The 25,930-nt window shown below is 65.0% G+C and carries 22 protein-coding genes; 4 read left to right on the top strand and 18 right to left on the bottom strand.

All coding sequences use genetic code 11. The features are described from left to right. Window position 1: 1 nt before the first annotated feature. From nosZ to AC0CMF_RS16815, 15 genes are all read right to left on the bottom strand, one after another. Window positions 2-1,966 carry a TAT-dependent nitrous-oxide reductase gene (gene nosZ, locus AC0CMF_RS16885; protein WP_374630364.1) on the bottom strand — a complete coding sequence of 655 codons (1,965 nt, stop codon included), beginning with the start codon at window positions 1,964-1,966 and terminating at the stop codon, window positions 2-4. Further along, complete coding sequence (locus tag AC0CMF_RS16880; protein WP_472482239.1) at window positions 1,959-4,253, bottom strand: 4Fe-4S binding protein; 2,295 nt, start codon at window positions 4,251-4,253, stop codon at window positions 1,959-1,961. The genes nosZ and AC0CMF_RS16880 overlap by 8 nt, the downstream gene beginning before the upstream one ends. Then, window positions 4,250-4,666: a DUF2946 family protein gene (locus tag AC0CMF_RS16875; protein ID WP_157757126.1), complete on the bottom strand. Its 417-nt coding sequence runs from the start codon at window positions 4,664-4,666 to the stop codon at window positions 4,250-4,252. Before AC0CMF_RS16875 ends, AC0CMF_RS16880 begins: the two co-directional genes overlap by 4 nt. A 140-nt stretch (window positions 4,667-4,806) precedes the next feature. Further along, the gene (locus AC0CMF_RS16870; RefSeq protein ID WP_472482237.1) at window positions 4,807-5,928 is read right to left on the bottom strand and encodes an FAD-dependent oxidoreductase; all 1,122 of its coding nucleotides are present in this window, start codon (window positions 5,926-5,928) and stop codon (window positions 4,807-4,809) included. A 47-nt stretch (window positions 5,929-5,975) separates the two neighbouring features. Next, complete coding sequence (locus AC0CMF_RS16865) at window positions 5,976-6,644, bottom strand: TVP38/TMEM64 family protein (RefSeq protein ID WP_472482235.1); 669 nt, start codon at window positions 6,642-6,644, stop codon at window positions 5,976-5,978. 51 nt (window positions 6,645-6,695) lie between these two features. Continuing rightward, window positions 6,696-7,931, bottom strand: coding sequence for an MFS transporter (locus AC0CMF_RS16860; RefSeq protein ID WP_374630362.1), 1,236 nt, complete (start codon window positions 7,929-7,931; stop codon window positions 6,696-6,698). A 60-nt stretch (window positions 7,932-7,991) separates the two neighbouring features. Continuing rightward, window positions 7,992-8,618 carry a TetR/AcrR family transcriptional regulator gene (locus AC0CMF_RS16855; RefSeq protein WP_374630361.1) on the bottom strand — a complete coding sequence of 209 codons (627 nt, stop codon included), beginning with the start codon at window positions 8,616-8,618 and terminating at the stop codon, window positions 7,992-7,994. Between the two features lie 332 nt (window positions 8,619-8,950). Continuing rightward, entirely contained in the window at window positions 8,951-9,919 is a 969-nt protein-coding gene (locus tag AC0CMF_RS16850; protein WP_374630360.1) for a threonine ammonia-lyase, read from the bottom strand. A gap of 45 nt (window positions 9,920-9,964) precedes the next feature. Beyond that, window positions 9,965-10,957 carry an ornithine cyclodeaminase family protein gene (locus AC0CMF_RS16845; protein ID WP_374630359.1) on the bottom strand — a complete coding sequence of 331 codons (993 nt, stop codon included), beginning with the start codon at window positions 10,955-10,957 and terminating at the stop codon, window positions 9,965-9,967. Window positions 10,958-11,133: 176 nt separating this feature from the next. Beyond that, window positions 11,134-12,819, bottom strand: coding sequence for a D-lactate dehydrogenase (dld, locus tag AC0CMF_RS16840; protein WP_374630358.1), 1,686 nt, complete (start codon window positions 12,817-12,819; stop codon window positions 11,134-11,136). Window positions 12,820-12,889: 70 nt separating this feature from the next. After that, a complete protein-coding gene (locus AC0CMF_RS16835; RefSeq protein WP_374630357.1) occupies window positions 12,890-14,167 on the bottom strand; it encodes a TRAP transporter large permease in 1,278 nt (425 codons plus the stop codon). Then, window positions 14,164-14,655, bottom strand: coding sequence for a TRAP transporter small permease (locus AC0CMF_RS16830; protein ID WP_374630356.1), 492 nt, complete (start codon window positions 14,653-14,655; stop codon window positions 14,164-14,166). Before AC0CMF_RS16830 ends, AC0CMF_RS16835 begins: the two co-directional genes overlap by 4 nt. Continuing rightward, window positions 14,652-15,632, bottom strand: coding sequence for a TRAP transporter substrate-binding protein DctP (gene dctP, locus AC0CMF_RS16825; protein WP_374630355.1), 981 nt, complete (start codon window positions 15,630-15,632; stop codon window positions 14,652-14,654). The genes AC0CMF_RS16830 and dctP overlap by 4 nt, the downstream gene beginning before the upstream one ends. Before the next feature lie 56 nt (window positions 15,633-15,688). Beyond that, complete coding sequence (locus tag AC0CMF_RS16820) at window positions 15,689-17,203, bottom strand: aldehyde dehydrogenase (NADP(+)) (RefSeq protein WP_374630354.1); 1,515 nt, start codon at window positions 17,201-17,203, stop codon at window positions 15,689-15,691. Between the two features lie 27 nt (window positions 17,204-17,230). Beyond that, window positions 17,231-18,367, bottom strand: a complete 1,137-nt coding sequence (locus AC0CMF_RS16815; protein WP_123194980.1) for an iron-containing alcohol dehydrogenase — start codon at window positions 18,365-18,367, stop codon at window positions 17,231-17,233. Window positions 18,368-18,509: 142 nt separating this feature from the next. Between AC0CMF_RS16815 and AC0CMF_RS16810 the strand changes: the two genes are divergently transcribed. Continuing rightward, on the top strand, window positions 18,510-19,469 hold the full coding sequence (locus AC0CMF_RS16810; protein WP_244284689.1) for a LysR family transcriptional regulator: 960 nt from the start codon (window positions 18,510-18,512) through the stop codon (window positions 19,467-19,469). Window positions 19,470-19,481: 12 nt separating this feature from the next. Here the strand turns inward: AC0CMF_RS16810 and AC0CMF_RS16805 are convergent, their stop codons facing one another. Continuing rightward, entirely contained in the window at window positions 19,482-20,438 is a 957-nt protein-coding gene (locus AC0CMF_RS16805) for a LysR family transcriptional regulator (RefSeq protein WP_374630353.1), read from the bottom strand. Window positions 20,439-20,590: 152 nt separating this feature from the next. Here AC0CMF_RS16805 and AC0CMF_RS16800 point away from each other — a divergent pair, with 152 nt between their 5' ends. Genes AC0CMF_RS16800 through AC0CMF_RS16790 form a run of 3 tightly spaced genes read left to right on the top strand, consistent with a single transcriptional unit; the run spans window position 20,591 to window position 23,006 of the window. Continuing rightward, window positions 20,591-21,841 carry a flavin-containing monooxygenase gene (locus AC0CMF_RS16800; protein WP_058899038.1) on the top strand — a complete coding sequence of 417 codons (1,251 nt, stop codon included), beginning with the start codon at window positions 20,591-20,593 and terminating at the stop codon, window positions 21,839-21,841. A 38-nt stretch (window positions 21,842-21,879) separates the two neighbouring features. After that, on the top strand, window positions 21,880-22,293 hold the full coding sequence (locus AC0CMF_RS16795) for a RidA family protein (protein WP_050473077.1): 414 nt from the start codon (window positions 21,880-21,882) through the stop codon (window positions 22,291-22,293). 35 nt (window positions 22,294-22,328) lie between these two features. After that, window positions 22,329-23,006 (top strand): DUF1028 domain-containing protein, encoded by a 678-nt coding sequence (locus tag AC0CMF_RS16790; RefSeq protein WP_374630352.1) that lies wholly within the window; start codon window positions 22,329-22,331, stop codon window positions 23,004-23,006. A 91-nt stretch (window positions 23,007-23,097) separates the two neighbouring features. Here AC0CMF_RS16790 and AC0CMF_RS16785 read toward each other — a convergent pair whose 3' ends face one another. Together AC0CMF_RS16785 and AC0CMF_RS16780 are read right to left on the bottom strand one after the other, a co-directional pair. Beyond that, entirely contained in the window at window positions 23,098-24,453 is a 1,356-nt protein-coding gene (locus AC0CMF_RS16785; RefSeq protein WP_374630351.1) for a sigma-54-dependent transcriptional regulator, read from the bottom strand. Further along, complete coding sequence (locus AC0CMF_RS16780) at window positions 24,450-25,898, bottom strand: sensor histidine kinase (RefSeq protein ID WP_374630350.1); 1,449 nt, start codon at window positions 25,896-25,898, stop codon at window positions 24,450-24,452. Before AC0CMF_RS16780 ends, AC0CMF_RS16785 begins: the two co-directional genes overlap by 4 nt. Between the last annotated feature and the right edge of the window lie 32 nt (window positions 25,899-25,930).

Here is a 25,930-nt window from a genome sequence, read left to right as displayed (position 1 = left end):
CTCAGGCTTCCTTCGGCTCGACGAACATGCGGCCGCGCATTTCCATGTGCAGCGCATGACAGAACCACTGGCAGTAGTACCAGTAGACACCCGGCTTGGCGGCGGTGAAGGTCACCGATGCGGTCGCCTGCGGCGCCACTTCCATGGCGATACCGTGGTCCCCCAGGCAGAAGCCGTGGGTCAGATCCTCGATGTCGTCCATGTTGGTCACATAGACGGTCACCTCATCGCCTTCCTTCACGGTGAAGCTTTCCAGGCTGAAGGCCGGGGCAACCGAGTGCATGTAGACGCGCACCTTGTTGCCGTCGCGGATCACGTCGGCGGCGTAGTCGATGTCCACGCCATCGGCCTCGGCCTGCTTGCGGGCATCTTCCCAGAATGGGTCGTTGCGGTCCCACACATGCACCGGGTTCACCACGGAGCGGTGCACGACGATGGAGTCATGCGGCTCGGCGAAGGTCGGCCCGTCATGAAGCAGCGTCAGCTTGTCGCCATCGATGGCAAAGAGCTGCTCGTTCTCCGGCTTCAGCGGCCCCACATTGATGTAGCGGTCCTTGGAGAACTTGTTCATCGACATGAAGTACTTGCCGTCCGCCTCCAGGGTCTCGCCCATGGTGGTGGAGTTGTGGCCCGGCTGGTAGTGCACATCCGTCTTGGAGATGATCGGGTCAACCTTCTCGCCGGCAAAGGCACGCACGGCCTTTTCGATGTTCCAGTAGACCACCTGGCTGTCGAGGAAGAGCGTCGTGTAGGCGTTGCCCTTGCCATCGAAGGCGGTGTGGAGCGGCCCGAGGCCCAGTTCCGGTTCGGCCACCACCGCCGAGCGCGGATCGGCATCCGTCTCGAACAGGGCGTCCAGCTTGCGCACATCGATCACCGACACGGTCGGAGACAGCTTGCCGCCGATGCACAGGTGGATCTTGTCCGGGGCCATGTTGCAGCCATGCGGATTGTTCGGGATAGGGATGTAGCGGGTGTACTTCTTGTTCTGGCCCTTGCGGCCGTCGATGACCTTGACGCCGTTCAGCTCGGTATAGTCGCCGGCAGCGATGCCCTTTTCGATCTCGGCCAGATTGAACACCACCACATGGTCGCGGTCGGAGGCGGTCATTTCCGCCAGAGTGGTGCCCATCTCGGAGTTGTAGGAGGTCGAGAAGGCGTATTTGCCGTCATAATCGGCATCGGTGTTGTCGAGGTTGCCTGTTACCATCACCTGCCAGGCGATGGTCATGTCGTCCGCATTGATGGCGGTGTAGAAGTTCACGTACTGGGACGGATCATCGAGGATCTTGCCATCGTTGACCATCGGGCCCTCGTCTTCGCCATTGCAGAAGACATAGTTGGTGCGCGGCCACTTCTGCGGGCGCAGGCCGTGGATGGCCTTGGCATTGGGGATTTCGATGATCTTGTCGGCCCGCATCACGTCGCAGCGCACGCGGGCAACGCGGGTGTTGGCCTTGTCGTTCATGAACAGGAAGCGGCCGTCATACTTGCCCTCGGTGAAGGACATGTGGACGTGGTGCAGATCGCCGTTGTCATGGATCTTCTTGCCGTTGGCGGCGAGGAATTTCTTCGTCTTCTCGCTCATGTTTTCGGTCAGGACCTTGAGCGACTCGTTCGTCTGGCCCCAGCCGGTGGCCGAGCAGCGGTTGAACACCGGCACGCGGATCAGCTCGCGCATGGACGGAATGCCCAGAATGCGCAGCTCGCCCGTCTGGCCGGAGGACCAGAAGCCGTAGTATTCGTCGAGCTCGCCCGGGCCGACATGGCCGGAGGCCGCGCCGCTGCTGCGCGTGCTGCCGGAGGCGGCTGCCGCTTCGCCGGTGCTGGTCATCAGCGCGCCGGTGCCGCCGGCCGTCAGGGCAATGCCCCCTACCGCCACCGATCCCAGGGCCGCGCCGCCTGCGGCGGTGGCGCCCATCAGCTGGCGGCGTGTGAGGCCGCCGGTTTCATTCGTATCAGACATGTGCTTGTCCTTTTTGCTGGCTTGGCGTGTTGATCACGGGCTTGTGGCCCTCGGACGGGGCCGGGCGTTCGCCCGTGCCGGCCGCTGCCCGCCGCTTCAGCTTGCGCATGACGACGGGGCATCTCGTTTCGGACTGGTAGAGCACCTGGCAATTCATGCAGTTGACGCATTCATTGGGGTTGATCTCACCGGTCGGATGAATGGCCTGCACCGGGCAGGTGTTGGCGCAGGTCTGGCAGGGGTTGCCGCACTCGTGGTAGCGCTTCAGCCAGTCGAACATCCGGACACGGGCCGGAATGGCGAGGGCGGCGCCCAGCGGGCACAGGTAGCGGCAGTAAAAACGCTCGACGAACAGCCCGGCCACCAGCAGCGTGCCGGCATAGAGGACGAAGGGCCAGCCGCGCGCGAATTTCAGCACGATGGCGGTCTTGAACGGCTCGATTTCCGCCAGATGCTCGGCCTGCTCCAGCGAGGCGAGGGAGACGCCGAAAAGGCCGAGGAAGACGATGTATTTCACCGCCCACAGCCGCTCGTGCAGGCCCCAGGGCAGGGTGATCTGCGGCACGCGGAAGGCACGGGCAATGCGGTTGGTCAGCTCCTGCAGCGCGCCGAAGGGGCACAGCCAGCCGCAATAGGCGCCCCGGCCCCAGAAGATCAGCGCGGCGGCCACCGAGAACCACAGGATGAAGGTCAGCGGATCGAGCAGGAACGCTTCCCAGGTGAAACCGGACTTCACCGAAGCGGCCAGCGCGAAGATGTTGACCACCGACAGCTGCGCATTGGCGTACCAGCCGAGGAACACCAGCGTCACGGTGAGGAAGCTCATCCGGAACCAGTGCGTCAGCCGTGCCGACCGGGTGAGTAAGGTCTGGAAGAAGAAGGCAAAGGTCAGCACCGCCAGCATGATGGTGACACCGGCGATTTCCAGCGTCTTGCCGCGCCAGATGCGCTGCCACAGCTGCGCCTTGGCGCTGGCTTCGTCCTCAATGCCTGCCTGCGGCGTGTCAGAGGCCACGGGCGTGGATGCGGCCGGGCTTTCGGACGGGGCAGGGCTCAGCGTCTTGATGAAGGACGCCGGGGGCTGCCAGCCGAGATCAAAGGTGGTGAACAGCTTCTCGATCGGCCCCACATTGCGCTGGACCAGAAGCTGGATGCGGAAGGGCTCTGCCGGGTTGAAGCCGGAGTCTGCCGGAATGCGGAAGATGTCGCGCTCGCTCAGCTCCGGCGCCCCGGCAAGAGCCAGCGGGCCTGCACGCTTGTGGTCCCTGTCGCGGAAGCGGACGGACATGTCGCCCTGGATCAGATGCACCCGGTCGAAGATGCCGCCGCGCACATAGCCGGAGCCCTTGAAGGAATAGCGGCCTCTGGCGGCCAGCAGCAAGGCGCTGTCCCCCGGCTTCAGCCAGGCATCGATGGCGGCCTTTTCGCCCGGCTCCAGCAGGCTTTCGCCAATGCCGGGAATGCTGACGAGCGTGGCATAGAGGTCGATGAAGGTGGCATCCGCGGGGCCTTCCTCCGGGCGCTCTGCAGCGCGCTGGTCGGGCAGGGCGGCAAAGGCGGCATTGACCTGCCCCACGTCCAGCGACAGGCGGCGGAGGGTGCCGTCTCCTGTTTGCGTCAGCCAGTCGTCAGCGGCTTTCACCTCCGGATCGATGACACGCAGCGGGCCTGCGGCGGGAGCTTCGGTGGAAAGCCCGCCGAGGCCGAGGCTGCGGGCCACCTTGATGCTGGCGCGCACGACGGAATCGTCGATCACCATCACCGTGACCGTGGCGCCGGAAATGATCTTGAGATCGTGGCTGGAGCCGCCGGATGCGGCTTCCTTTGCGATGTCGAGGCCCTTGTAGCCCTCGATCAGCTCCACCATCCGCGCTTCGGGAATGCCGACCAGGACGATGGGCTCGGAATACTTGAGAAGCTTCACGCCCTTCAGCAGCCCATCGGTGCCGATGGCCACCATCACGTGGATGGGCTTGCCGGAATAGCCTGTGGTGCCGGCAAAGTCGGAGGTGACGAAAGCATAGGCGATCGTTTGTCCCCCGCGCAGCACGGGCGCGGCGGCAAGATCCGGCCGGACAGGGCCAAAGGCATCTGCCCCTTCCACCAGCGAGGCCGGGGTGACCTGCGGCAGGAAGTGGGAAAGCTGTGAGCTGTCCTTGATCTGTTGGGCCATCACCGGCCCGGCCGGTGTGATCAGGAGCAGGAAGGCGGTCAGCAGTCCGGCGAGCAGAGTGCGGACGAATGAGGGAGGGGCCGCAGGGGAGGTGCGGAAGCGCAAGTCTGTCATCGGCCTGTCCTTGGCGGTGCGCGCTGGGAGGCGCGCGTCAGCACCGAACCGGGTGCAAACGCGGCGGCCCATGCGGGCGCGGGCTGGCTGGAGGCGGGGGCGGGAAGGGAAAAGACCGCAGGCGTGTTTCCTGCCGAAGAAGAACACAGGGTGCAGCCGAGGCATTGGCCGTCGCAGCAGGGTGCCGGGTGGCTGGTTCTCGCGTCTTCGTCCAGCACCTGCCCGTGCTCATCCATCCTGACGATGCGCATGCCATCGTCGGTGCAGATGACGAATTCGATGACCTTGGCACTTTGGCCCGTATGGGACCCCCCCGCCTTTGCCCCCATGCCAAAGCCCGTCAGCACTGCCACGGCCACCAGCAGGCAGGCGAGCAGGACGGAAATTACGGGCCGGGGGACACGGGTGTTCATAGCCCGAGTTAGGTCAACCGGGCTCGAGAGTTCTTTGATTCTCGTCAATCAGATTTGAAAAAATCAATCGAGTTGATTCTTTCATGTTTCTGAATGTTCGTGTTTCTGACGCTTGCGCCGGTCCGCTGGCTTGCAAGCGTCTATTCAGTCCGGGGCGTTTGATAGCGCCGGAGGAAGCGCGTGTCGGTGTGATGCTTCCAGAGCCGCACCCAGCGGCCGGATACGGCAAGGCCCCATTTGTCGGCAATCGCCCGCCCGCCCGGAAGGGAGATGAGTGCGAGCCAGGCGCGCTGAGGGCGGTAGGGCTTCAGCGGTGTGCCCGTGAGGCTGCGGTGGATGTTCTGCGCCAGTACAGGGCCCTGCCGGACGGCAAAGACCCCGGCCTTTGGCCTCGGTTCGGGCAGGGAGGCGGCATCTCCGGCGGCGAAGACATCGGGATGCGAGACAGACCGCAGCGTGGCGTCCACCCGGATGAAGCCGGCCGCATCGAGGGCAAGTCCGCTGCCTTGCAGCCAGCCAGGTGCTCCGCTGGAGGTGGCCCAGACCACCTCATCGGCCGCGAGCTGCCTGCCGTCGCCCGCCGTCAGCCGGCCATCTGAAAAGGCAATGGCATCAAAATCCGGATGATGGCTGATCCCGGCCCTGTGCAGCTCTCGTTCCACCATCCGCTGTGCAAGTTTGCTGCGCTCCGGCAAAGGGCGGTGCGAGCGCCCGGCCAGTGCGATCTGTACTCCGCGATGGGCGAAGCGCTGCTGCAGGGAAAAGGCCAGTTCAACACCTGCGACCCCCTGGCCAACCACGGCGATCCGCAGCGGCGCTTCCGTGCTCGCGGCCAGTGCGTCCAACTGCGCCAGTGCCTGCGTGAAGCGGGAAATCGGCTTCACCGGTATGCCGCCGGATAGGTCTTGCGGGAGCCGTGGCGTTGAGCCTGTGTCGATGGACAGGAGGCTGTACTCAAGGGTGCCTCCGTCTGCGAGCGTCACCGTCCTTGCTGCGGGATCGATGCCGGTGGCGGCGGTTTCAAGGAACGTCACACCGCAGCGCCCGCACAGGTCCGCCAGATCGATATGGAAATCCTCGAAGCGGTACTCTCCGGCGGCATAGCCGGGCAGCATGCCGGAATAGGGCGTGTGGCGGGCCGGAGACACGAGCGTGACCTTGTGGGGCAGGCGCATGCCGCCCAGATGGCGGACAACCTCTACATGGGCGTGGCCGCCGCCGAGAAGCACAACTGGGGCAGGCTCTTGTGCTGCATCAGGCATCCAGGGCTCCCGTGTGTCCAAAGGCGGTCAGACCCTCCATTTTCGGCTTAGCCTCGGCCCGCCCCGTGTTTGCGGATCAGCTTCACCAGTGTGGGAAGAAGGGCAAATGCGGCCAGCAGGAAAAAGGCAAGGGTGATCTCGCGCGTCACCAGATCGGAGAGTTGCGCCTCACGGCCGGATGCCTTTGCGGCCACAAGCACGCTGTCCACGCCCTGACCCAGATAGGCATAGGCGAAGGTGCCGGGCAAAATCCCGAAGAACGTCGCCGCTACGAACCGGCCAAGGCTGATGTCGAAAAGGGCGGCGGCTATGTTGACCATGAAGAACGGGAAAACCGGGGCAAGGCGGATGGCGAAGAGGTAGCCAAAGGCATTCTCCCGGAAACCGTCTGCCAGCGTCTTCATGACGCCTCTGACCCTGTGGCGCAGGAAGCCGCCGAAGGCCGAACGTGTTGCGAGGAAGAGAAGCGAGGCGCCAATCGTTGCGCCGGCGGCGACCAGCGCGCCGCCCGCAAGCCAGCCAAAAAGAAAGCCGCCGAACACGGTCAGGATCGATGCCGCGGGAAAGGAAAAGGCGACGGCGAGAATATAGACCGTCAGGAACAGGGCGGCAGACCACAGCATATGGGCCTCCACATAGGCCCTGAGCGCCGCCCGCTGCCCGGCAAGATAGTCAAGGCTCAGATAGTCTTGCAGTCCGAGCGCGTAGCCGGTCACGAGGCCCGCCACAACCAGCACGGCAGGTGCGAAGCGCCCCGGCCACGAAGCTTACTGTGCCTGCAGAGGAGTGGCTCTTTCTCCGCGCGCGGTGAACTGCAGGAGGGCGGCCAGCAGGCCGACAATGATCAGGGACAGCCAGCTGATCGAGTAGCTGCCGCTGAGCTGGTAGCTTAGGCCCCCGAGCCAGGCGCCGAGAAATGCACCCACCTGGTGGCTGAGGAACATCACGCCAAAAAGAGTGCCGAAATTCGCCGGGCCGAACAGGCCGTTGATGAGCCCGCTGACGGGCGGAACGACGCTCAGCCAGAGGAAGCCCATTGCCGCAGCAAAGATCAACGCGGTTTCCACACTGACCGGGAAGGCGAAGAACGCCGCAATGGCCAGGGTGCGCAGCAGGTATATCAGCGCCAGCACAAGAACATTTCCCCAGCGCTGGCAAAGATAGCCGGCGGCAAGTGTGCCTATGGCATTGCAGATCCCGATCAGGGCGATCGCCGTGGCACTCACGGACGGCGGCAGCCCGCAGATCGCGATGAAATTCGGCAGATGGGTCGCAATGAAGATCAGCTGGAAACCGCAGGCAAAGAAGGCGGCCGTGGTGATGACGAAGCTGCGGTTGGCCAGAGCTTCGGCAATGGCCCGGCGCGCATTGGGCTTTTGCGGATCCTGATGCCCCTGTGCCTGATGCCTCTGTGTTTGCGCCGCGCCGCGCCGGAACAACAGGGCAAGGCCCGCCATGGTGGCGGCCAGCAGGGCAAGGCCGCCGAGCGCGGCCTGCCAGTTCCACTGGCTGATCATCGCCTGAGCCGCCGGGGCAACAATAAAGGTGCCGAGTGAACCGGCCGCTGCAAGGATGGAAACGGCCGTTGCCCGGATGGCAGGCGTGGCGAGGCGCGAGATGATGCCGACGAGGACACCATGCGAAGTTGCCGCGACCGCCAGCCCGACCAGCAGGCCGCCGCCAAGATAAAGGCCGGCCGGACCTCCGGTGGCGGTCATGTAAAGGCCGGCACAATAGAGAACGGCGGCAAGCGCCACGACCAGACGCCCGCCGAACCGGTCGCAGATTGCGCCCATGAATGGCTGGCCGATGCCCCAGGCAAGGTTTTGGGCGGCCATCGCGAAGCCGAAGGCGGCGGCCGTGATGCCGGTGGTGCGTACCATGGGCTCCATGAACAGGCCCAGGCTTTGGCGCAGCCCCATGGACAATGACAGAATCAGCCCTGCGGCAACGAGTGAAATCACAAGGGCTGGTGTCCATGGCCCGCTGGCGGTCTTCTGCATTCTGGCGCTCCCCTTTGAGAGAACGCTGACGGTAAGGCCGGGCCGGAAATAGGAAACTCACTAGCCGGTATACATGCCGGTTTCTGCCAGTGCCGGCTGTTTCCGCTCCTGTCCCGGCTGGTCCTTGAGGTCCAGCAAGACGAGCGCTGCCGCCGCCTCCCCGGCGGTCAGGGCGCAGGAAACATCGCCATGAATGAGGATCTGAGAAATCGTCCCTTCGATCAGCAGCACGATCTGCCGGGCCAGTTTTTGCGGGGTGTTTACGCCCCCGTCCCGCAATTCCTGTTCCAGCCAGGCCTCGAAACGCCGTTTGTGTTTTGCCGCCATCAGCACGGCGGGATGCCCCGGCAGCCCGGCCAGTTCCACGGCCGCTCGGGTAAATCCGCAGCCGCGCCATTTGGGCTTCCGGGCGTGTTCGGCCAGACAGGCAAAGATCCGGGACACCCGTTCGGCCACCGGCAGAGCGGGGTTTCCCATCCAGCCGCGGTACCGTTCCACCGTCGGGGTATCACGTGCTTCCAGATAGGCGGCGATCAGCGCGTCCTTGCTTTCAAAGTGGTAGTATAGCGTACGCTTCGTGACGCTGGCGGCTTCTGCGATCGCGTCAACGCTCACGCTGCGCAGGCCGTGCTCATAGAACAGCACTTCGGCGGCTTCGATAATTCTGGCGCTTGTTGTTTTCGTCATTCAGAGCTTCCTCTGGAAGGACTTTACAATACCGGGCCTTTCGGCACTGACGCAGCATGCCTTGAATTTGCTCTCGCGCCACGCGGGTCTTGCCAAGTCTGCCTGGACCTGTGGCAGATCATAGGCCCGGTTTGAACATGGGTCTATCAGTGGAAAAGAGCGGGCAGTTGTCTCCGTGGCCGGATGGACTGCACTCCGATGGGCCGCCATGGGGCCCGTTGCGCTGCCGGCGTGAAGGGGCGGCCCGCGGGATGTGAGGCCATAGGCAGATCCCGCTGAGATGGTCTCAGCGGGATCTGATTTCAGCAGGTCTGGTCCATCATGCTCTGGTTTCAGAGCCTGTTGTAGACGTCCGCGAGGCTGCTCAGATCCCAGTTGCCGCCGGTGAGGATGGCGCAGACCTTTTCACCCGGCTCTATGCTGATAGATCCGGCGAGCAGGGCGCCGATGCCGATGGAGGCGGCGGGTTCGGCAATCAGTTTTGCATCCCTTGCCAGCACCTGCATGCCCTCGACGATGTGCGCGTCGTCGACGAGGACGATCTCGTCGACGTATTTCTCGATGATGGGATAGGGGTTGCGGCCGGGAACACTGAGCCGCAGGCCGTCTGCGATGGTGTCCAGAAGCGGCAGGGAGGTGGGCTCACCGTTCAGACGGCTGTGGTAATATTTCGGGGTCAGGGCGGGCTCGGCGCCGATGACGCGCACCGAAGGCTTGAGTTCCTTCAATGCGGTCGCCACGCCCGAGATGAGACCGCCGCCGCCCACCGGCACGATGACCGTGCTGACATCGGGCAGATCCTCAAGGATCTCGCAGGCCATCGTCCCCTGGCCGGCCATCACCAGCGGATCCTCGAAGCCGTGCACGACAGTGTAATTGTTGCGCTCCGCGATATCGTAGACCTGCTTCCAGCGGGAGGCGTTGTCCCCGTCAAACAGGATGATTTCAGCGCCCAGAGCCTCAGTGTTGGTGATCTTCAGCTTGGGAGTGGTGACCGGCAGCACCAGCACCACCTTCACGCCCAGCATCTTTGCCACATAGGCCAGCGCCTGGGCATGGTTGCCCGATGAACTGGAGATGAGGCCCTTCGCGGTTTCCTCCCGCGGCAGCGACAGCACCTTGTTCAGGGCACCCCGGATCTTGAAGGCGCCTGTGACCTGCAGGGTTTCCGGCTTGAGGTAAAGCTCGCAGCCCAGCTTCTTCTCGATCTTGTCCGCCCGCAGCAGCGGGGTGTGGCGAATATGCGGCTTCACCCGCTCTCTTGCGTCGTGAATATCCTGGAGCGTCGGGTAGTTGCGCATGCTGGTGTTGGCCTTCTGACAGTCCGGAGGGCGGGGGGATATGGATTACTGGAAGAAGCTGAACCAGGTGCCGGCGTTGCGCGCGACGGCGTTGTCATAGATCTTCCGGGCGGCGGTATTGTCCTGAATGGCCATGCCGGTGGAATCGAAAATGGTGATTTCGTCGTCGCTCTCGCGGCCCGGCTTGTGCCCCAGCAGGATTTCGCCGATCTCGCCGTGGATCTGCTCCTGCGTGATGATGCCCGCATTCAGCGGATGCCAGGTTTCGCCCTTGCTGATGCACTGGGAGAGGGAGTCCACAACGATGCGGGCGCCGCGGAAAATCTCAGGCTCGAATTCCTGCTTGCCGTGCTGATCCGTGCCGATGGCGATGATGTGGGTTCCGGGCTTCACCCAGCCCGCTTCCACCACCGGCCCCGTGCCCCGGGTCGCCGTGATCAGGATGTCGGCCGCTGCCACGGCGTCTCTGGCGCAGGAGGCAGCGGTGACGGGGATGCCGAACTCCCGCTCGATCTCGTCCTTGAAGGCGGCGAGCTTCTCCGGTGTCCGGCACCAGGCGTGGATTTCGCCAATCGTCATCACTTCGCGGATGGCGCGGATCTGCATCCGGGCCTGATTGCCGGTGCCGATCACCGCCACCGTCCGGGCATCCTTGCGCGCCAGTGCCTTCACGGAGACTGCGCCTGATGCGCCCGTCCTGAGGCCTGTGAGAAGACTTCCGTCCATGACGCAGGCCAGCGCGCAGCTTCTGGCATCAAACAGGAGAACGGTCCCCATGCCGCTCGGCACGCCGTGCTCCGCCGGGTTATGCGGGAAGCCGCCAGAGGAGGCTTTCAGCGTGATGGTTTCATTGGCCTGATTGTATCCTGCCTTGAAATCGATCTCTCCGCGCGGGGCAGGCAGATGCAGGCCCATGTAGCCGGGCTGCTGCACGAGGCCGCTGTTGAAGGCCTTGTAGGCCTCTTCCACGGTGCCGATGACCTCCGCCATGGAGATCAGGCCTTTGACGTCTTCCTTCGTAAGCAGCAGTGTCTTCATCACGCGGTCCTGCCCGGAGCAACCAGCCTTGCCGAAGACCGCGCTCCTGCAGCAGAAGGCGGTCTGGCCTGTTGGGGCGCAGTGTTGCATCGCAGAGGAGGCAGAAAATGCTGATTGAGACCGTTCAGCCAAATATCCGGCGGGCGGGTGGCCGCCCTGCCGCATTCAATCGCGGCTTAGTGCCAGTGGCGGCATTTTGAGGTTTTGCCGATGCCGGGGTTGAAGGTGTTGGTGGGGTCGAGGCTGCGGTAGAAGTCCCGCAGCGCGGGCTTTGCCTCATAGAGATGGCCGACATTGTGCTCGGCCGGATATTCCGCGCCGCGTGCGTCCAGCAGGGCGCAGATCTCGTGCTCCAGCGCCTCGCAGTCCACGCCCTTCTTCACCAGATACTCCTGATGCATGACGTGGCAGAGGAAGTGCCCGACATAGATCTTCAGTGCCATCTTGTCGGAAATCCCGTCCGGCAGGGTCTCGAACCAGTCGATCGTGTCGCGCGGCAAGGCAACGTCGAGGGCGACGATATCCTCAACCGTGCGGCCATGCACCGCCCGGTAGCGCACCACGGCGCTGCCCACGGTGAAGCGGTTGAGGAAGGCGGCCTTGCCTTCGGCTTCCGTGCATTCGATGAAGTTGCCGGCCGTGCTCGGGAAGATGGAGGCGAGATAGTCCCGCGTTTCGGCGATGCAGGCGTCACCGGCCCGGATCATCAGATGATGCGGATAGGTGTCGCGGCAGTCGATCAGCCGCTTTGGCATCTGCTCGGGCAGGAAGCGGCTGGCGAATTGCAGCAGGTGATCGGACACGGCCTTGCCGAGGCCGAAGCGCTCCGTCAGGCCGTCGAACCAGCTCTTGGCCGCAAAGGCGCGGGGAACATTGACGGTGCCGAAGGTGCGGATGAAGAGGTAGAGATCCTTGCCCCAGACCTGCGCTGCGCGAAAGGCGTCCGCATGCATGTATTCCCCGGCAATGGGCAGGTTCTTGAAGTTTGCCAGAATATGCCGCCGGATGGCCTGCAGCTCGGCCGGGTCGCGGGTGCCGATGTAGAAGACCTTTTCCTCTTCAGCCACCGCGAAGGTATCAAGCCGCACGGCAAAGACGCCGATCTTGCCGGCCGAGCCTGATGCCTCATAGTGGCGGCGCGGGTCGGCGTTGAAGCGGGCCGGGCTGCGGGCCGCAATGTCGCGCACATGGTCCTTGTACTCGATGTCGGACGCCTGCGCTCCTTGCGGGAAGTCCACGTCCGCCTCGGTGAAACTGCCCGCATCCAGCCGGGAGAGGATGTCCAGCGGCTGGCCGCCAAGGCGGATGCCGAGGTGATTGACGAGATGCAGGCGGCCCTCCGCATCCACCTGCGCAAACAGAGCCAGCTGGGTGTAGGCCGGGCCGCGCTGCACCAGAGAGCCGCCGGAATTGTTGCAGATGCCGCCCGTCACCGATGCGCCGATGCAGCTGGAGCCGATGACGGAATGGGGCTCGCGGCCCAGCGGCTTCAGCTGCCGTTCCAGCTGGTCGAGGGTGGCGCCGGGCATGCACAGCACCTGCCGCCCGTGGTCGAGAAGGTCAATACGCCTGTTGCGCAGGGTGGAGACGATGACGATGGGGCGGTCATAGCCATCCCCGAAAGGCGTGGAGCCGCCGGTCAGCCCCGTGTTTGCTGCCTGGAAGATGATGGCAACGTCTGCCGCGACACAGGCTTCCAGCACGCGCCACTGTTCCACCAGCGTGCCGGGCTCGACCGCGGCCAGAACCTCGCCGTCACCATAGCGGTAGCCCCGGCGGAAGCGCCGGGTGCCCTGGGCACCGGTGTGAACATAGCGGCGGCCAACGATATCCTGCAGCTGTTGGATTAGGGAGCCGGTCATGTGGGCAAACTCTTCCAGATGTGAGCAATCCTGCCTGCCCCGTGAGCGGGGCAGGCGTGTTTGGGGGTGTTCAGCGCCCGATCAGGGACGGCAGCGTCATGCTGACCGCAGGGACGAAGGAGATCACCAGCAGGCAGAGCACGACGACACCGACGAACACCATCAGCGGCTTCAGCATCTGCGTCACCGAACATCCGGCGATCTGCGCGGCGGCGAAGAGATTGACCCCGAGCGGCGGCGTGATCATGCCGAGGGCAAGGTTCACCACCATCACGGTGCCGAAGTGGACCGGTGCAATGCCGACACGGGCGGCGGCATCCTGCAGGATGGGGGCGAGAACGATGATGCTTGCGCCCGTCTCGATGAACATGCCGATGACAAAGAGCATCGCGTTGATCGCCAGCATCAGCGACACCGGGCCGTCAAAGGTGTTCGTCAGCCACAGCGCCGCAGCATCGGGCACGCCCTGCCGGTTGAGCAGGTAGCCCATCAGGCTGGCGGTGCCGATGATGAACATGATGACGGCAGAGGTGACGACCGACTTGCGGAAGGCGTTGATCAGGTCCGTCCACGTCATTTCCCGGTGCAGGAACAGGCCCACCACCATGGCATAGATGACGGCGATGACACTGGCCTCGGTCGGCGTGGTGACGCCGCCATAGATGCCGCCCATGATCAGCACGGGCATCAGCAGGGCCCAGATGGCGCGGCGGATTGCGGTGAGGCGCGGCAGGCTGCCTTCGCCGTCGCGCTTGCCCCAGCCCCTGATCCGGCACCAGACGAGCGCCGTCAGCAGCAGGGCACCCGCGATCATCAGGCCGGGCAGGATGCCTGCGAGGAACAGCTGCGGGATCGAGGTCTGGGTGGCAACGCCGTAAAGGATCATCGGGATCGACGGCGGGATGATGACGCCCAGCTCGGCAGAGGTGGCCATGAGGGCCGCGACGAAGCCGACCGGATAGCCATACTGGCGCATGGCCGGAATGAGCACGACACCGACGGCAAATGTGGTGGCGACGCTGGAGCCGGAAATGGCGGAGAACAGCATGCAGGTCAGCACGCAAGTGGCAGCAAGCCCGCCCTGGATCTGGCCGACGAAGGCGCGGGCAAATTCCACAAGACGTCGCGACAGGCCGCCGACTTCCATCAGGTTGCCGGCGAGGATGAAGAAGGGGATTGCGGCCAGCGGAAACTTGTCGAGGGCGATGTAGATCTGCTGCGGCACGACGATGGCAGGCAGCGTGGTGAAGCCGAAGAGCCCGATCATCGAGGCGAGGCCGATGGAGATGGCGATGGGCACCGAAATGGCGAAGAACACCAGCATCGCGGAGACGATTGCACCGGTCATTGCGCGGTCTCCTTGCCGGACTGGAGGAAATGCACGATGGCGCCAAGGGCGGCGAAGAGCGATCCAACCGGAATGGCGGCATAGCCCCAGGCCATGGAAATTTCCAGACCGGCCATTTCCTGCATCTGCACGCGTTGGGCGGTGGCGATGCCGAACCAGAAGAGGGTGGCGAACATGATCAGGCAGGAGACGAGGGTGATAGCCTCGATGCTGCGGCGCAGCCCGCCCGTAGTGGCCTCCCGCGCCAGATCGATGGCAACCAGTGCGCCCTTGCGCAGGGCAACGGAAATGCCGAGCAGCACCATCCACACGAGAGCAAGCCGTGTGAGTGCTTCCGACCAGCTGGCAGGTGTGTGGAACAGGAAACGTCCCATCACCTGCCAGAAGCTGGAGGCCACGGCGATGGCCAGTGCAAGGGAGGCGGCAGCCGCCACCCCCCCTGCAACAAGTCCGTCAGCGCGACGGATCAGTGCCGCCACTGAGCTCATTGAGCTTTCCAGTCCCGGATGCGCTTGAGGAGGTCAGCACCGAACTGGGTCTCAAACCCGGCATTGGCGGAAGCCATGGCCTGACGGTAGGCGTCGCGGTCAGCGACTTCGACGACTTCGATGCCGCGCGTGCGCAGGGTCTCGATACCGGCGGTCTCGTCCTGCTCCACCCTTGCGCGGTTGGCAGCCGATGCAGCCTTGCCACCCTCTTCCACGGCTGCCTTCTGCTCTTCCGTCAGACCGGCGATGAAGTCCGGATTGCAGACGAAGATGCCCGGCGAATAAACGTGGCGGGTCAGGTAGAGGTGCTTCTGCATCATGTCGAGGTTGTTCGACAGGATCACCGGAATCGGATTCTCCTGGCCATCAACCGTACCCTGCTGCAGGGCCGAAGGCAGTTCGGAGAAGGCCATCGGCGTCGGCAGAACACCGGCTGCCTGCCAGGCCTGCATGTGCACCTGGTTTTCCATGGTGCGGATCTTCATGCCGCGCAGATCTTCCGGCGAGTTGACGGCCTTGCTGCCGGTGGTCAGGTTGCGGAAGCCGTTTTCCATCCAGGCAACGCCATAAAGGCCGCGTGCGGGGAACAGCGCCAGAAGCTCCTGTCCGACATCCGAGTCCAGAACGCCGCGGGCATGGTCATAGCTGTCGAACAGGAACGGCACGTCCAGGACGCGCGTCTCGGGCACGAAGTTGCCCAGCGGGCCGGCCGAGCCCATGGCGCATTCCTGCGAGCCGAACTGCACGCTTTCCAGCGCCTCGCGCTCGTTGTCCATGCGCTGGATCACGACATTCAGCGTGCCGCCAGACTTCTCTTCCGCCACCTTCTTGAAGGCGGCAGCGGCGAGGCCGAAATGGCTGTCTGCCGGCGATGAATGGGTGACGGTCAGGGTGGTCTGGGCCGAAGCGGTCAGGATGCCACCGGCCAGAACTATGCCGGCGAGAACGGCTGTTTTCGTGGTATGTGCGAGTTTCATGTGTTTCCTCCTCCAGGTAGAAGGCATGCCCCGGCGGGGCATGCCGTGTTCGGGTGCTAGAGCACGCCTTCCGGCAGCAGGCCTGCCGGGAAATTCTGATAGCTGACCGGGCGCAGGAAGCGCCGGATCGCCATGGTGCCGACGCTGGTGGCGCCGAAGTTGGTCGAGGCCGGGTAGGGGCCGCCATGCACCATGGCATCGACCACCTCCACGCCGGTCGGGAAGCCATTGACGAGCACGCGTCCGGCCTTGCGCTCCAGCACGGGCAGCAGCGTCTTTGCCAGCGGCAGGTCGCCGTCATCCATGTGCAGGGTGGCCGTCAGCTGGCCCTGGAAGCTCAGGGCAATGCGGCGCATCTCTTTCGGCGTTTCCACCCGGACGACGAGGCCAAGCGGGCCGAACACTTCCTCCGACAGCGCATGGTCCGCGAGGAACTGGCTCGCCGTCGTCTCATAGAGGTTCGGGTTGGCGCTGCGCCCTTCCGATGCGGTTTCATGCACCGGCTGCACCGTCTCGCGGTTCTGCAGGCGGGCCTGACCGGACTGATAGGCGCGGGCAATGCCTGCGGTCAGCATCACCTGCGGACCGGTCTTGGCCAGGGCTTCCTTGGCGGCGGCCACGAAGCTGTCCGCATCGTTACCTGCCACCACAATGGCAATGCCCGGATTGGTGCAGAACTGGCCTGCGCCCATCGTCAGCGAGGCGGCCCAGCCTGCGCCAAGGGCGGCGGCGCGGGCCTTCACGGCTTCCGGCAGAACGAACATCGGGTTGACGCTGCCCAGTTCCCCGAAGAAGGGGATGGGTTCCGGGCGGCTGGCGCACAGGTCAAACAGCGCCCGCCCGCCCGCCAGCGAACCGGTGAAGCCGACGGCCTTGATCAGCGGGTGGGTGACGAGGGCGCTGCCCACGTCCCGGTTGCCGCCCTGCACCAGGCTGAAGACGCCCGGATCAATCCCGAGCTTGCTGATGGCGGCATGGATGGCTTCTGCAACAATCTCACTCGTGCCGGGATGGGCGGAGTGGCCCTTCACCACCACCGGGCAACCGGCGGCAAGGGCTGCGGCCGTATCACCGCCCGCTGTGGAGAAGGCGAGGGGGAAGTTGGAGGCGCCGAACACGGCGACCGGTCCCACCGGGCGCTGCATCAGGCGGATTTCCGGGCGCGGTGCGGGCTGGCGGTCCGGCAGGGCCGGGTCGAAGCGGCGGTCGAGATAGTCGCCCTTCTCGATGTGGCTGGCGAAAAGCCGCAGCTGGCCGGTGGTGCGGCCCCGCTCGCCTTCAAGCCGTGCAGCCGGAAGGCCGGTTTCCAGGCAGCCAACCTCGGTGATGGCGGCCCCGCGTGCCTCGATCTCATCGGCAATGGCGCGCAGCAGGGCGGCGCGCTCTGCGGCAGACGAATAGCCGTAGGACCAGAAGGCGTTTTCGGCGGCTTCGGCAGCGCGGTTCACCAGATCCACGGTGCCCACCGAGAAGGCGGCGGGCTCACCGGAAACGGGCTCGTTGTAAAAGCGATCGGGCGTCGCCACCCATTCGCCGGCAATCAGATGATTACCGTGCGGCGTATAAGTCATCTTGTCACTCCCCGGGGAGGCTTGCGCTCAGAGCGCAGCCTGCAGCATGGCGTGGTAGTCTTCGGCGGTGGCGTCACGCGGGTTGGTACGGTGGCTGTGGTCGGCCAGCGCGCCCTTCACCACCTTGTCGAACAGGTCTGCGGTTACGCCCAGTTCCGAAAGGCGGGTGGGCAGGCCGATGGCGCGGGTCATGTCTTCGATGGCAGCGCCAATGTCCGCGTCAGCGGCAAGGCCCATGGCATCGGCAAGGCGGGCGTATTTGTTCTCCTCCACCGAGGTCTTGGCGTCGCGGTTGAAGGCCAGCACCGGCGGCATGAAGATGGCATTCAGCGTGCCGTGATGCAGCTTCGGATTGATGCCGCCCAGCGAGTGGCTGAGGCTGTGCACGCAGCCGAGGCCCTTCTGGAACGCCATGGCGCCCATGGTCGCCACGATGGCCATGTTGGCGCGGGCATCGCGGTTGTTCGGCTCTTCCACGGCAAGGCGGATGTTGGCCCAGCCCCGGCGCAGGCCTTCCAGCGCGATGCCATCGGCCGGCGGGTTGAAGGACGGGGCGAGATAGGTTTCGATGCAGTGGGAGATGGCGTCCATGCCCGTGGCGGCGGTGAGCATGGGCGGCAGGCTGAGCGTCAGCTCCGGATCGACGATGGCGGCTTTCGGGATGAGATAGGGCGACAACAGCCCGACCTTGCGGCCATCTTCCAGAATGATGATGGCGGCGCGGCCGACTTCGCTGCCCGTTCCGGCGGTGGTGGGCACGGCGATGGTCGGGAAGGTGCGGGAGGTGATTTTTTCCAGCCCGCCTTCAACGACGGCATAGGTCTTCAGCGGGCCTTCATGCGCGGCCATGATGGCTACGGCCTTGGCCAGATCCAGCGCCGAGCCGCCACCGATGGCGATGATGCCGTCGCCGCCTGCCTCACGGAAAACGGCGGTGGCCTTGACGGCGGCAGCTTCCGTGGGGTTGCCGGGGGTCTCGTCAAAGACGGCTGCGGGGGTGACGCCGGTTGCCGCTTCGATGCGCTCCAGCATGCCCAGTGCACGCACGCCCTTGTCGGTGACGATGACCGGACGGGTGATCCCGGCCAGCGCCAGCTCCGCCTTCAGCGTTGCGATTTCGCCGTATCCGAACTGGACCCGCGTTACGTAATTGATCAGGCTCATACGTCCCCCTGCTTGGCTATTCCCATTTGGTAACCCAAGGGTGTGGAACATCGTCCCTCCCCCGGGCATTCCTGTTGGGCTGGCAGGATAAAGGCAGCGCCGGAGCTGTAAATACGCTATTCTCGGATACTGATATAACGAAATGGAAACTCAAAAGCCGATGCCGCGCACCCATTCCATGCCGCTGATCCGCCTTTCCATGCGGCAGATGCTGCTGATTTCCGCCATCGATGACAACGGCTCCCTGAAACGGGCGTCCGAACTGATCGGCATGAGCCAGCCGCGCGCCACCAAGGCGCTGCAGGAGGCGGAGGATCTGACGGGGACGAAGCTGTTCAACCGCACCAACCGGGGGCTCATCGCAACGCCCGCCGGGGAATGCATGATCCGCCATGCCAAGACCATGCTGTCGCAGTTGTCGGCCATGGCACAGGAAATCCACAGTGCGTCTGACGGGGAGTGGGGCCGCTTGCGCATCGGCACCATCATGGGCGCCGTGCCCTATGTGACGGAAACCATCAGCGCCTTCCTGCGGCGCTTTCCCCGCACCTCGGTGGAAATTCTGGAAGACACCAGCGTGGAACTGCTGCGCCAGCTGGACCGGGGGCTGCTGGACCTCGTCATCGGCCGCAGTTCCATGAGCACCACGCCGCAGCTGTACAATGTCACGGCCTTCCATGATGAGCTGCTGGCCGTTGTGGCCAACCCGGCTCATCCGCTGATCGGCCGCAAGAAGGTGGGGCTGAAGGATCTCGTGGATGCGCGCTGGATCGTCTACACGGCGTCCATGCCCATGCGGCTGTCGCTGGAGCAGGAGTTCCGGCAGGCGGGGCTGGAAATGCCGCGTGCCTTGCTGGAAACCCGCTCGGCGCTGACCACCATGTCGCTGATGCAGGCGGAGCCGAACACGGTGGCGCTGCTCTCCAGCGATGTTGCGGCGTTTTTCGTGAATTTCGGCATGGCCAGCGTCCTGCCCATGCATCTGCGCTCCAAGAGCGAGCCTTACGAGGTGATCACCCGCAAGTCGGCCGATCTCAACCCTCAGACTCTCCAGTTCATCGAGGATCTGGTCGCCGGCGTGCCCAGTGCTGCAAGGCTGTGAGCGCGGCCATGCTCAGTTCGTCACGCCCGTCCGCCTTGGCATGAGCACCGGGGCATCCATGCCGGGCACGTAGCTGCTGGAAATCAGCTGGCGGCAATGGGCCTCGAAGGCCTGCACCAGCCGGGTGGGCACACGCTGGCCCGCGCTCAGAAGGCCGAGCCGCATCGGTCTGTGATCTCCGGCAAGGCGCAGGCTGACAAGGCGGCGCCCGTCGAGTGCGGCCTTGTTGCGCGGGCGCACATTGGCTAGCGTATAGCCATAGCGGCTGGCGACCATGGTGCGGATGACGTCGAGATGCTGGATCTGCGCAATGATGTTCGGGGTGACACCGGCGGCTGCAAAAAGGGCGAGGAAATAGTCCCGCGACAGGGGCAGATCGAGCAGGATGAACGGCTGGTCCGCCAGTTCCGCCAGCGAGATGGCCGTGAGCTGCGCCAGCGGATCGGTTTCGGCCACCTGCACATGCGGCGGCAGTCCGGCGAGCGGGGTGAACTCAAACCCCTCCGGCACCAGCAGGTCATAGGACAGGGCAATGTCCAGCTCCGCCCGCTCCAGCCGTGCCAGCAGCGTCTGATGATCGCTGACCGTGGGGCGGATGGTGACACCCGGATAGGCGGCCTGAAAGCTCTGGCTGACTTCCGGCAGCACCATCGGCGCGAAGGTGAGCAGGCAGCCGAGCGACAGCGCGCCGCTGACCTGGCCTGTGGCTTCCGAGGCGGCGGTGTAGAGGGTCTGCGCCTGCCCGATCACGGCCTTGGCCTCGACCAGCAGCTTCTGCCCCGCCGGTGTCAGGGATAGCCCTTGCGCATGGCGGCGCAGGAACAGCTGGGCGCCAAGTTCGGTTTCCAGCTGCGAGATGGCGGTGGAGATCGAAGGTGGCGAGACGCGGATACGGGCAGATGCCAGCGCGATGCTGCCAGCCTCCGCCGCCGCGATGAAATACTCAAGCTGGCGCAGCGTGATCCGCATTCCTGTCTCCCCGTCCGCGCTCTGACTGCTTGCTTCGGCTTTTCCTAATCAATGCTGCAAGATTTCATATTTTTCCAGATGTAATCGACCCGCTAGACCTGAGGTGACCGGCGCAGAAGGTCAGCCGGGACAAGCTGCAGAGGGGCGGGCGCATGGCAGTCGAAACGATCCACACGCTGGTGGTTGGGGCAGGGCAGGCAGGTGTGGCCATGAGCGAGCACCTCAGCCGCAACGGCATTGCTCATGTCGTGCTGGAGCGCGGCCGCATTGCCGAACGGTGGCGGTCGGTGCGCTGGGATTCCCTCGTTGCCAATGGCCCTGCCTGGCACGACCGCTTTCCGGGGCTGGAGTTTTCCGGCAGCCCGGATGCCTTCGTGGGCAAGGAAGGTGTGGCGGATTACTTTGTGGCCTATGCAGATATGGTGAAGGCACCCATCCGCTGCGGTGTCGAGGTCAGCCGGGTCGCGCGGCTGGAGGGGCGCCCCGGTTTCCGGGTGGAAACATCCGATGGCGTCATCGAGGCGCTGAATGTGGTGGCCGCCACCGGGCCGTTCCAGAAGCCCAGCATTCCGCCGATCGTGCCCGCAGACGCAGCTGTGGCGCAGATCCATTCCAGCGAATACCGCAATCCCGGCCAACTAGCGGAGGGCGCCGTGCTTGTGGTCGGCTCCGGCTCTTCCGGCGTGCAGATCGCCGAGGAGCTGATGCTGTCGGGCCGCAAGGTCTATCTTTCCGTCGGTCCGCATGACCGTCCACCCCGCTCCTATAGAGGGCGTGATTTCGTCTGGTGGCTGGGGGTGCTGGGCAAATGGGATGCGCAGGCGCAGGCCCCCGGCGCGGAGCATGTGACCATTGCCGTGAGTGGCGCTCATGGCGGCAAGACCATCGATTTCCGCCGTCTCGCCGCTCAGGGCATGGTGCTGACCGGCATGACCGGCACTTACCGCGATGGCACCCTGACCTTCGCCGATGACCTTGCCCGCAACATCGAGCGGGGCGACCGGAACTATCTGGCCGTGCTGGACGAGGCAGATGCCTTCGTGGCCCGCAACGGCCTTGACCTGCCGGAAGAGCCAGAGGCGCGCATTCTGGGGCCGCAGGTGGACTGCGTCAGCACTCCCCTGCGGGAGCTGGATCTGGAGGCAGCGGGCGTCTCCACCATCATCTGGGCCACGGGCTTTGTGTCAGACTACAGCTGGCTTGAGGTTGATGCCTTTGACGAGGCTGGCCGGCCGAAGCATCAGCGCGGCGTCTCGGCGGAAAAGGGCATCTATTTTCTCGGGCTGCCCTGGCTGAGCGGGCGCGGCTCCAGCTTCATCTGGGGCGTCTGGCATGACGCGGGCTATGTGGCGGACCATATCCGCATTCAGGACAACTACCTTGCCTACAGGCCGCAGCCCTGAGCGGGTTTGCGGCATCTGACACACGAGGGGAAACGGCAATGGCACATACGCGCATCCGCAAGTTCAACACGCGGGACACCTATCCGGAGCAGAAGCTCGACAATGACCTCTGTCAGGCGGTGGTGGCACGGGGCACGATGATCTTCCTGCGCGGCCAGTGCCCGCAGGATCTCGACACGGCGAAGAATATCGGCAGCCACGACCCGGTGGAGCAGACCCACAAGGTGATGCAGAACATCCGCCAGCTGGTCGAGGAAGCGGGCGGGCGCATGGAGCATGTCACCAAGCTGGTGGTTTATCTCACCGACGTGCGCCACCGCGAGGCGGTCTACCGGACGATGGGGGAATATATCAAGGGCGTGTTCCCTGTTTGCACCGGCCTTGTCGTCGTGGCGCTGGCCCGGCCCGAGTGGCTGGTCGAGATCGACGCCACCGCCGTCATTCCAGATTGAGCCAGAACGCCTGAAACCTCCGGAAAGGAACATCCATGACCTTCTCCATCGTCGCCCGCTGCGAAAAGACCGGCCAGTTCGGCGTTGCCATCTCGTCCTCCTCGCCCGCCGTTGCCGCCCGCTGCGCCTGGGCGCAGGCCGGAACCGGTGCGGTGGCGACGCAGAATGTCACCAACCCGGCTCTGGGTGCGAAGATGCTGGAGGAACTGGCGAAAGGCGCCAGCGCGGCGGAAGCGGCGGCGGCGGCACGGGACAGCGACGGCTTCCCGGACTACCGCCAGCTTCTGGCGGTGGATGGGGAAGGGCGGACGGCCATCCATTCCGGTCCGAAGGCGCTGGGCATCTGGACTTCGGCCGAAGGGCGCCAATGTGTGGCGGCGGGCAATCTTCTGGCCCATGACGGTGTGCCGGCAGCGATGGTGGCGGCATTCGAGGCCGCATCTGGGGAACTCGGTGACAGGCTGATCGCGGCTTTGAGCGCTGCTGTTGCGGCGGGCGGCGAGGCTGGCCCTGTGCATTCGGCGGGGCTGCTGATTGTGGACAAACAGTCCTGGCCCTTTGCGGAACTGCGGATCGACTGGCTGGACGAAGGCTGCCCGGTGGCCGCCGTTGCACGGGCCTGGGACATCTACAAGCCGCAGGCGGCCGACTACGTCACGCGGGCGCTCAATCCCGTCGCGGCCCCGTCTTATGGTGTGCCGGGCGACGAATAGGCCGGGGCCGTTCAGGCGGTGTGGTCGGGCCGGATGGTGAAGTGCAGGCGGGCTGCATCCGTGCGGGCACGTGTCTTCAGAGAGTAAAGGCTTACCCGCCCTCTTCATCCCGGCTGATGCCGAGGCGGCGCATTTTTTCCCACAAGGTGCTGCGGGAGATGCCGAGGCTGGCGGCGGCGGCGCTGGTGGAGCCCTGAAACCGGGTGAGCGCGGCGGTGATATGGGCCTTTTCAGCCGCATCACGCACATCGGCCAGCGGCGTCCCCGGTTCGGCCGCTGAGACTTGAGGTGCCGCTGTCTCTTCCGCCCTGCTGACGCCTTCGGGAAAGAGATCGGCCTCCGTCAATGCGCTGCCGCTGCCAAGCGCGACGGCCCGTTCCACGCGGTTGATCAGTTCACGGAAGTTGCCCGGCCAGCCATGCAGCCGCGCCGCCTCTTTTGCGGCTTCGCTCAGCGGCGGCGCGCCAAGGCCCATGCGGGCGGCCGCTTCCGCCGCAAGCCGTTCCAGCAGGGCCGGGATCTCGTCCTGCCGCTCGCGCAGGGGCGGCAGCTTGCAGGTGATGACATTGATGCGGAACCACAGGTCTTCGCGGAAGGCGCCGCTCGTGGCCATCGCTTCCAGATCCTTGTTGGTGGCGCAGACGACCCGCGCCTCGAAACGCCGGCTCTGGCTGGCGCCGAGGCGCCGGAATTCGCGCGTTTCCAGCACGCGCAGCAGCTTCACCTGCAAGGCAGGCGGCAGATCGCCGATTTCGTCGAGAAACAGCGTGCCGTCTTCTGCTTCCTCGAAGAAGCCGCGATGGGCTGCGCCTGCGCCGGTGAAAGCCCCGCGCTCGTGGCCGAAGAGCAGGGAATCGGCGAGGTCCGCCGGCAGCGCGCCGCAGTTGACCGGCACGAAGGGCCTGCCCTTGCGTGGTCCGGCCTCATGCACATAGCGGGCGGCCACTTCCTTGCCCGTGCCGGTTTCCCCAAGCAGCAGCACGGGCAGATCGATGGCCGCCGCGCGGCGCAAGGTGCTGCCGGTCTTTTCCATGGCAGGGCTGTCTGAGAAGGGATCTGCGGTGCTGCCTGCCGGACTGCGGCGGCGGCTGGCGATCACCTGCAGCGTGTCGACAAGGGCATCGAGATCGAAGGGCTTGCTGACGTAGTCAAGCGCCCCGTCGCGCACCAGCCGCACGGCCTGGTCGATGTCGCCATAGGCGGTCATGAAGATCACGGGCACCATGCCGGACCGCGCGAAATGCTGCCGCATGACGCTTTCGCCATCCCCGTCCGGCAGTCGGATGTCGGAGAGGATGATGTCCGGCGCATCCCCGTCCAGCGCGGCGCGGGCCTCGCTGGCCGAGCGGGCCCAGCGGACCTTGAAGCCTTCCAGCTCCAGCCGCTGGCGCAGGGAGGCGCCGAGGGTCGCGTCGTCCTCGACCACGAGGATGCGGCTTGCCGTCATTTGGCTGCGCTCCCGTTTTCAGGTTCACTGGTGAGGGTCAGCTGCACGGTGGTGCCTGCGCCTTCCTTGCTGCGGATCGACAGGTCCGCGCCGATCCGCGCCACCAGATTGGACACCACCCAGATGCCGATGCTGCGTTCCACCGGCACATCATCGACCTGGCCGGAGATGATGGCTGCCACCAGTTCCGGCGGCATGCCGGGGCCTTCGTCGCTGACCCTCAGCACAACCGTATGCGCGGCTTCATCCTGCGACAGGCCGACGGTAACGGTGCCGCCGGGCGGGGAGGCGCGCACGGCGTTGAGCATCAGGTTGATGAGGATCTGGCGCAGGGCGTCCGCATCGGTCATCACCTCAGCCGTTTCATCCAGCTCCCAGGCGAGGATGGCTCCGGCGCGCCGGGCCTCCGGTGCAATCAGCAGTTCAAGATCCTGAATGTCGCGGGCGCTGAGGAGCTTTGCGCCCGAGCGCCGGCGGTAAGTGGACAGGGTGACATCGACGACGCGGCCGATGCTGTCGAGGCCGTTCTCCAGAAAGTCGAGGGTCTCCTTGCGCACCTCTTCGCGCTCGCCAAACCGGCGCAGGGTGGAAATGCCGTTCTTCAGCCCGGCGAGGGGGTTGCGCACCTCATGGGCGATGCTGGCGGCCATGCGCGCCAGCAGCCCGTCCCGCTCCTGCTGGGCCATCTGCTCCAGCATGCTCACCCGCTGGGCCTCGGACTGTTCCCGCAGGGCGAGGGCGGCTTCCAACTGGCGCAGTTCATCGCCGCGCCGCCATCTGGCAGCCCCGGCAGCGTCGGTTTCCTGATCGGCAAGGCGTTCGATGAACCGGTCGAGCGGCATGAGGGCCCGGTGCGTCACCGCATAGGTGGCAAGCGCTGCGATGATGGCGACAAGGATGTCGATCCCCAGCGCCACGCTTGTGACCATGCTGGCTGCGTCTTCAAGGGGCGTGGTGTCAAAGGTGGCGGCAAGATAAAGGCGCCGGTCCTCGAGGGGGTAGCTGCGGGCAATCAGCAGCACCGGCCGGTCCGGCACGCTGGTGAGGCTGACACCTTCCGGCCCGAGCGTTTGCGCCTCGCTGAGCGCCTGGTTCAGGAGCTCTGCGTCTGTTTCCGTCAACACCGCCGTGCGGATGGTGCCGGTCCTGTCGGTCCACCGGGCTGCCATGCCCTGTTCAAGCAGTGCGGTGCGGAAGGTGAGGGACGCCGCCAGCTGGGCGCCGACAGTTTCCTCCGCATCCTTTTCCTTGATTTCAGCGGCGATATGTCCGGCCACCGCATCCAGAAACACAAGGGCCTGATCCCTGAGGCCGGTTTCATTGCTGGAGCGCAGCACCATGACGCCAATCTGGGTCGTGCCCACCGCCACGACGAACATGGCGATGGCCACAAACAGGGGCAGGGTTACGGACAGAGGCAGCTTTGATCGCAAAGGTGTCGTCATGTCCAATTGCAATAGCCCAACCACAAGCCGGC

Source organism: Pannonibacter sp. CBAS1226 (assembly GCF_055685825.1).
Note: the sequence above shows the minus strand (reverse complement) of the source record. Positions and strands in the feature narration are given on the sequence as shown.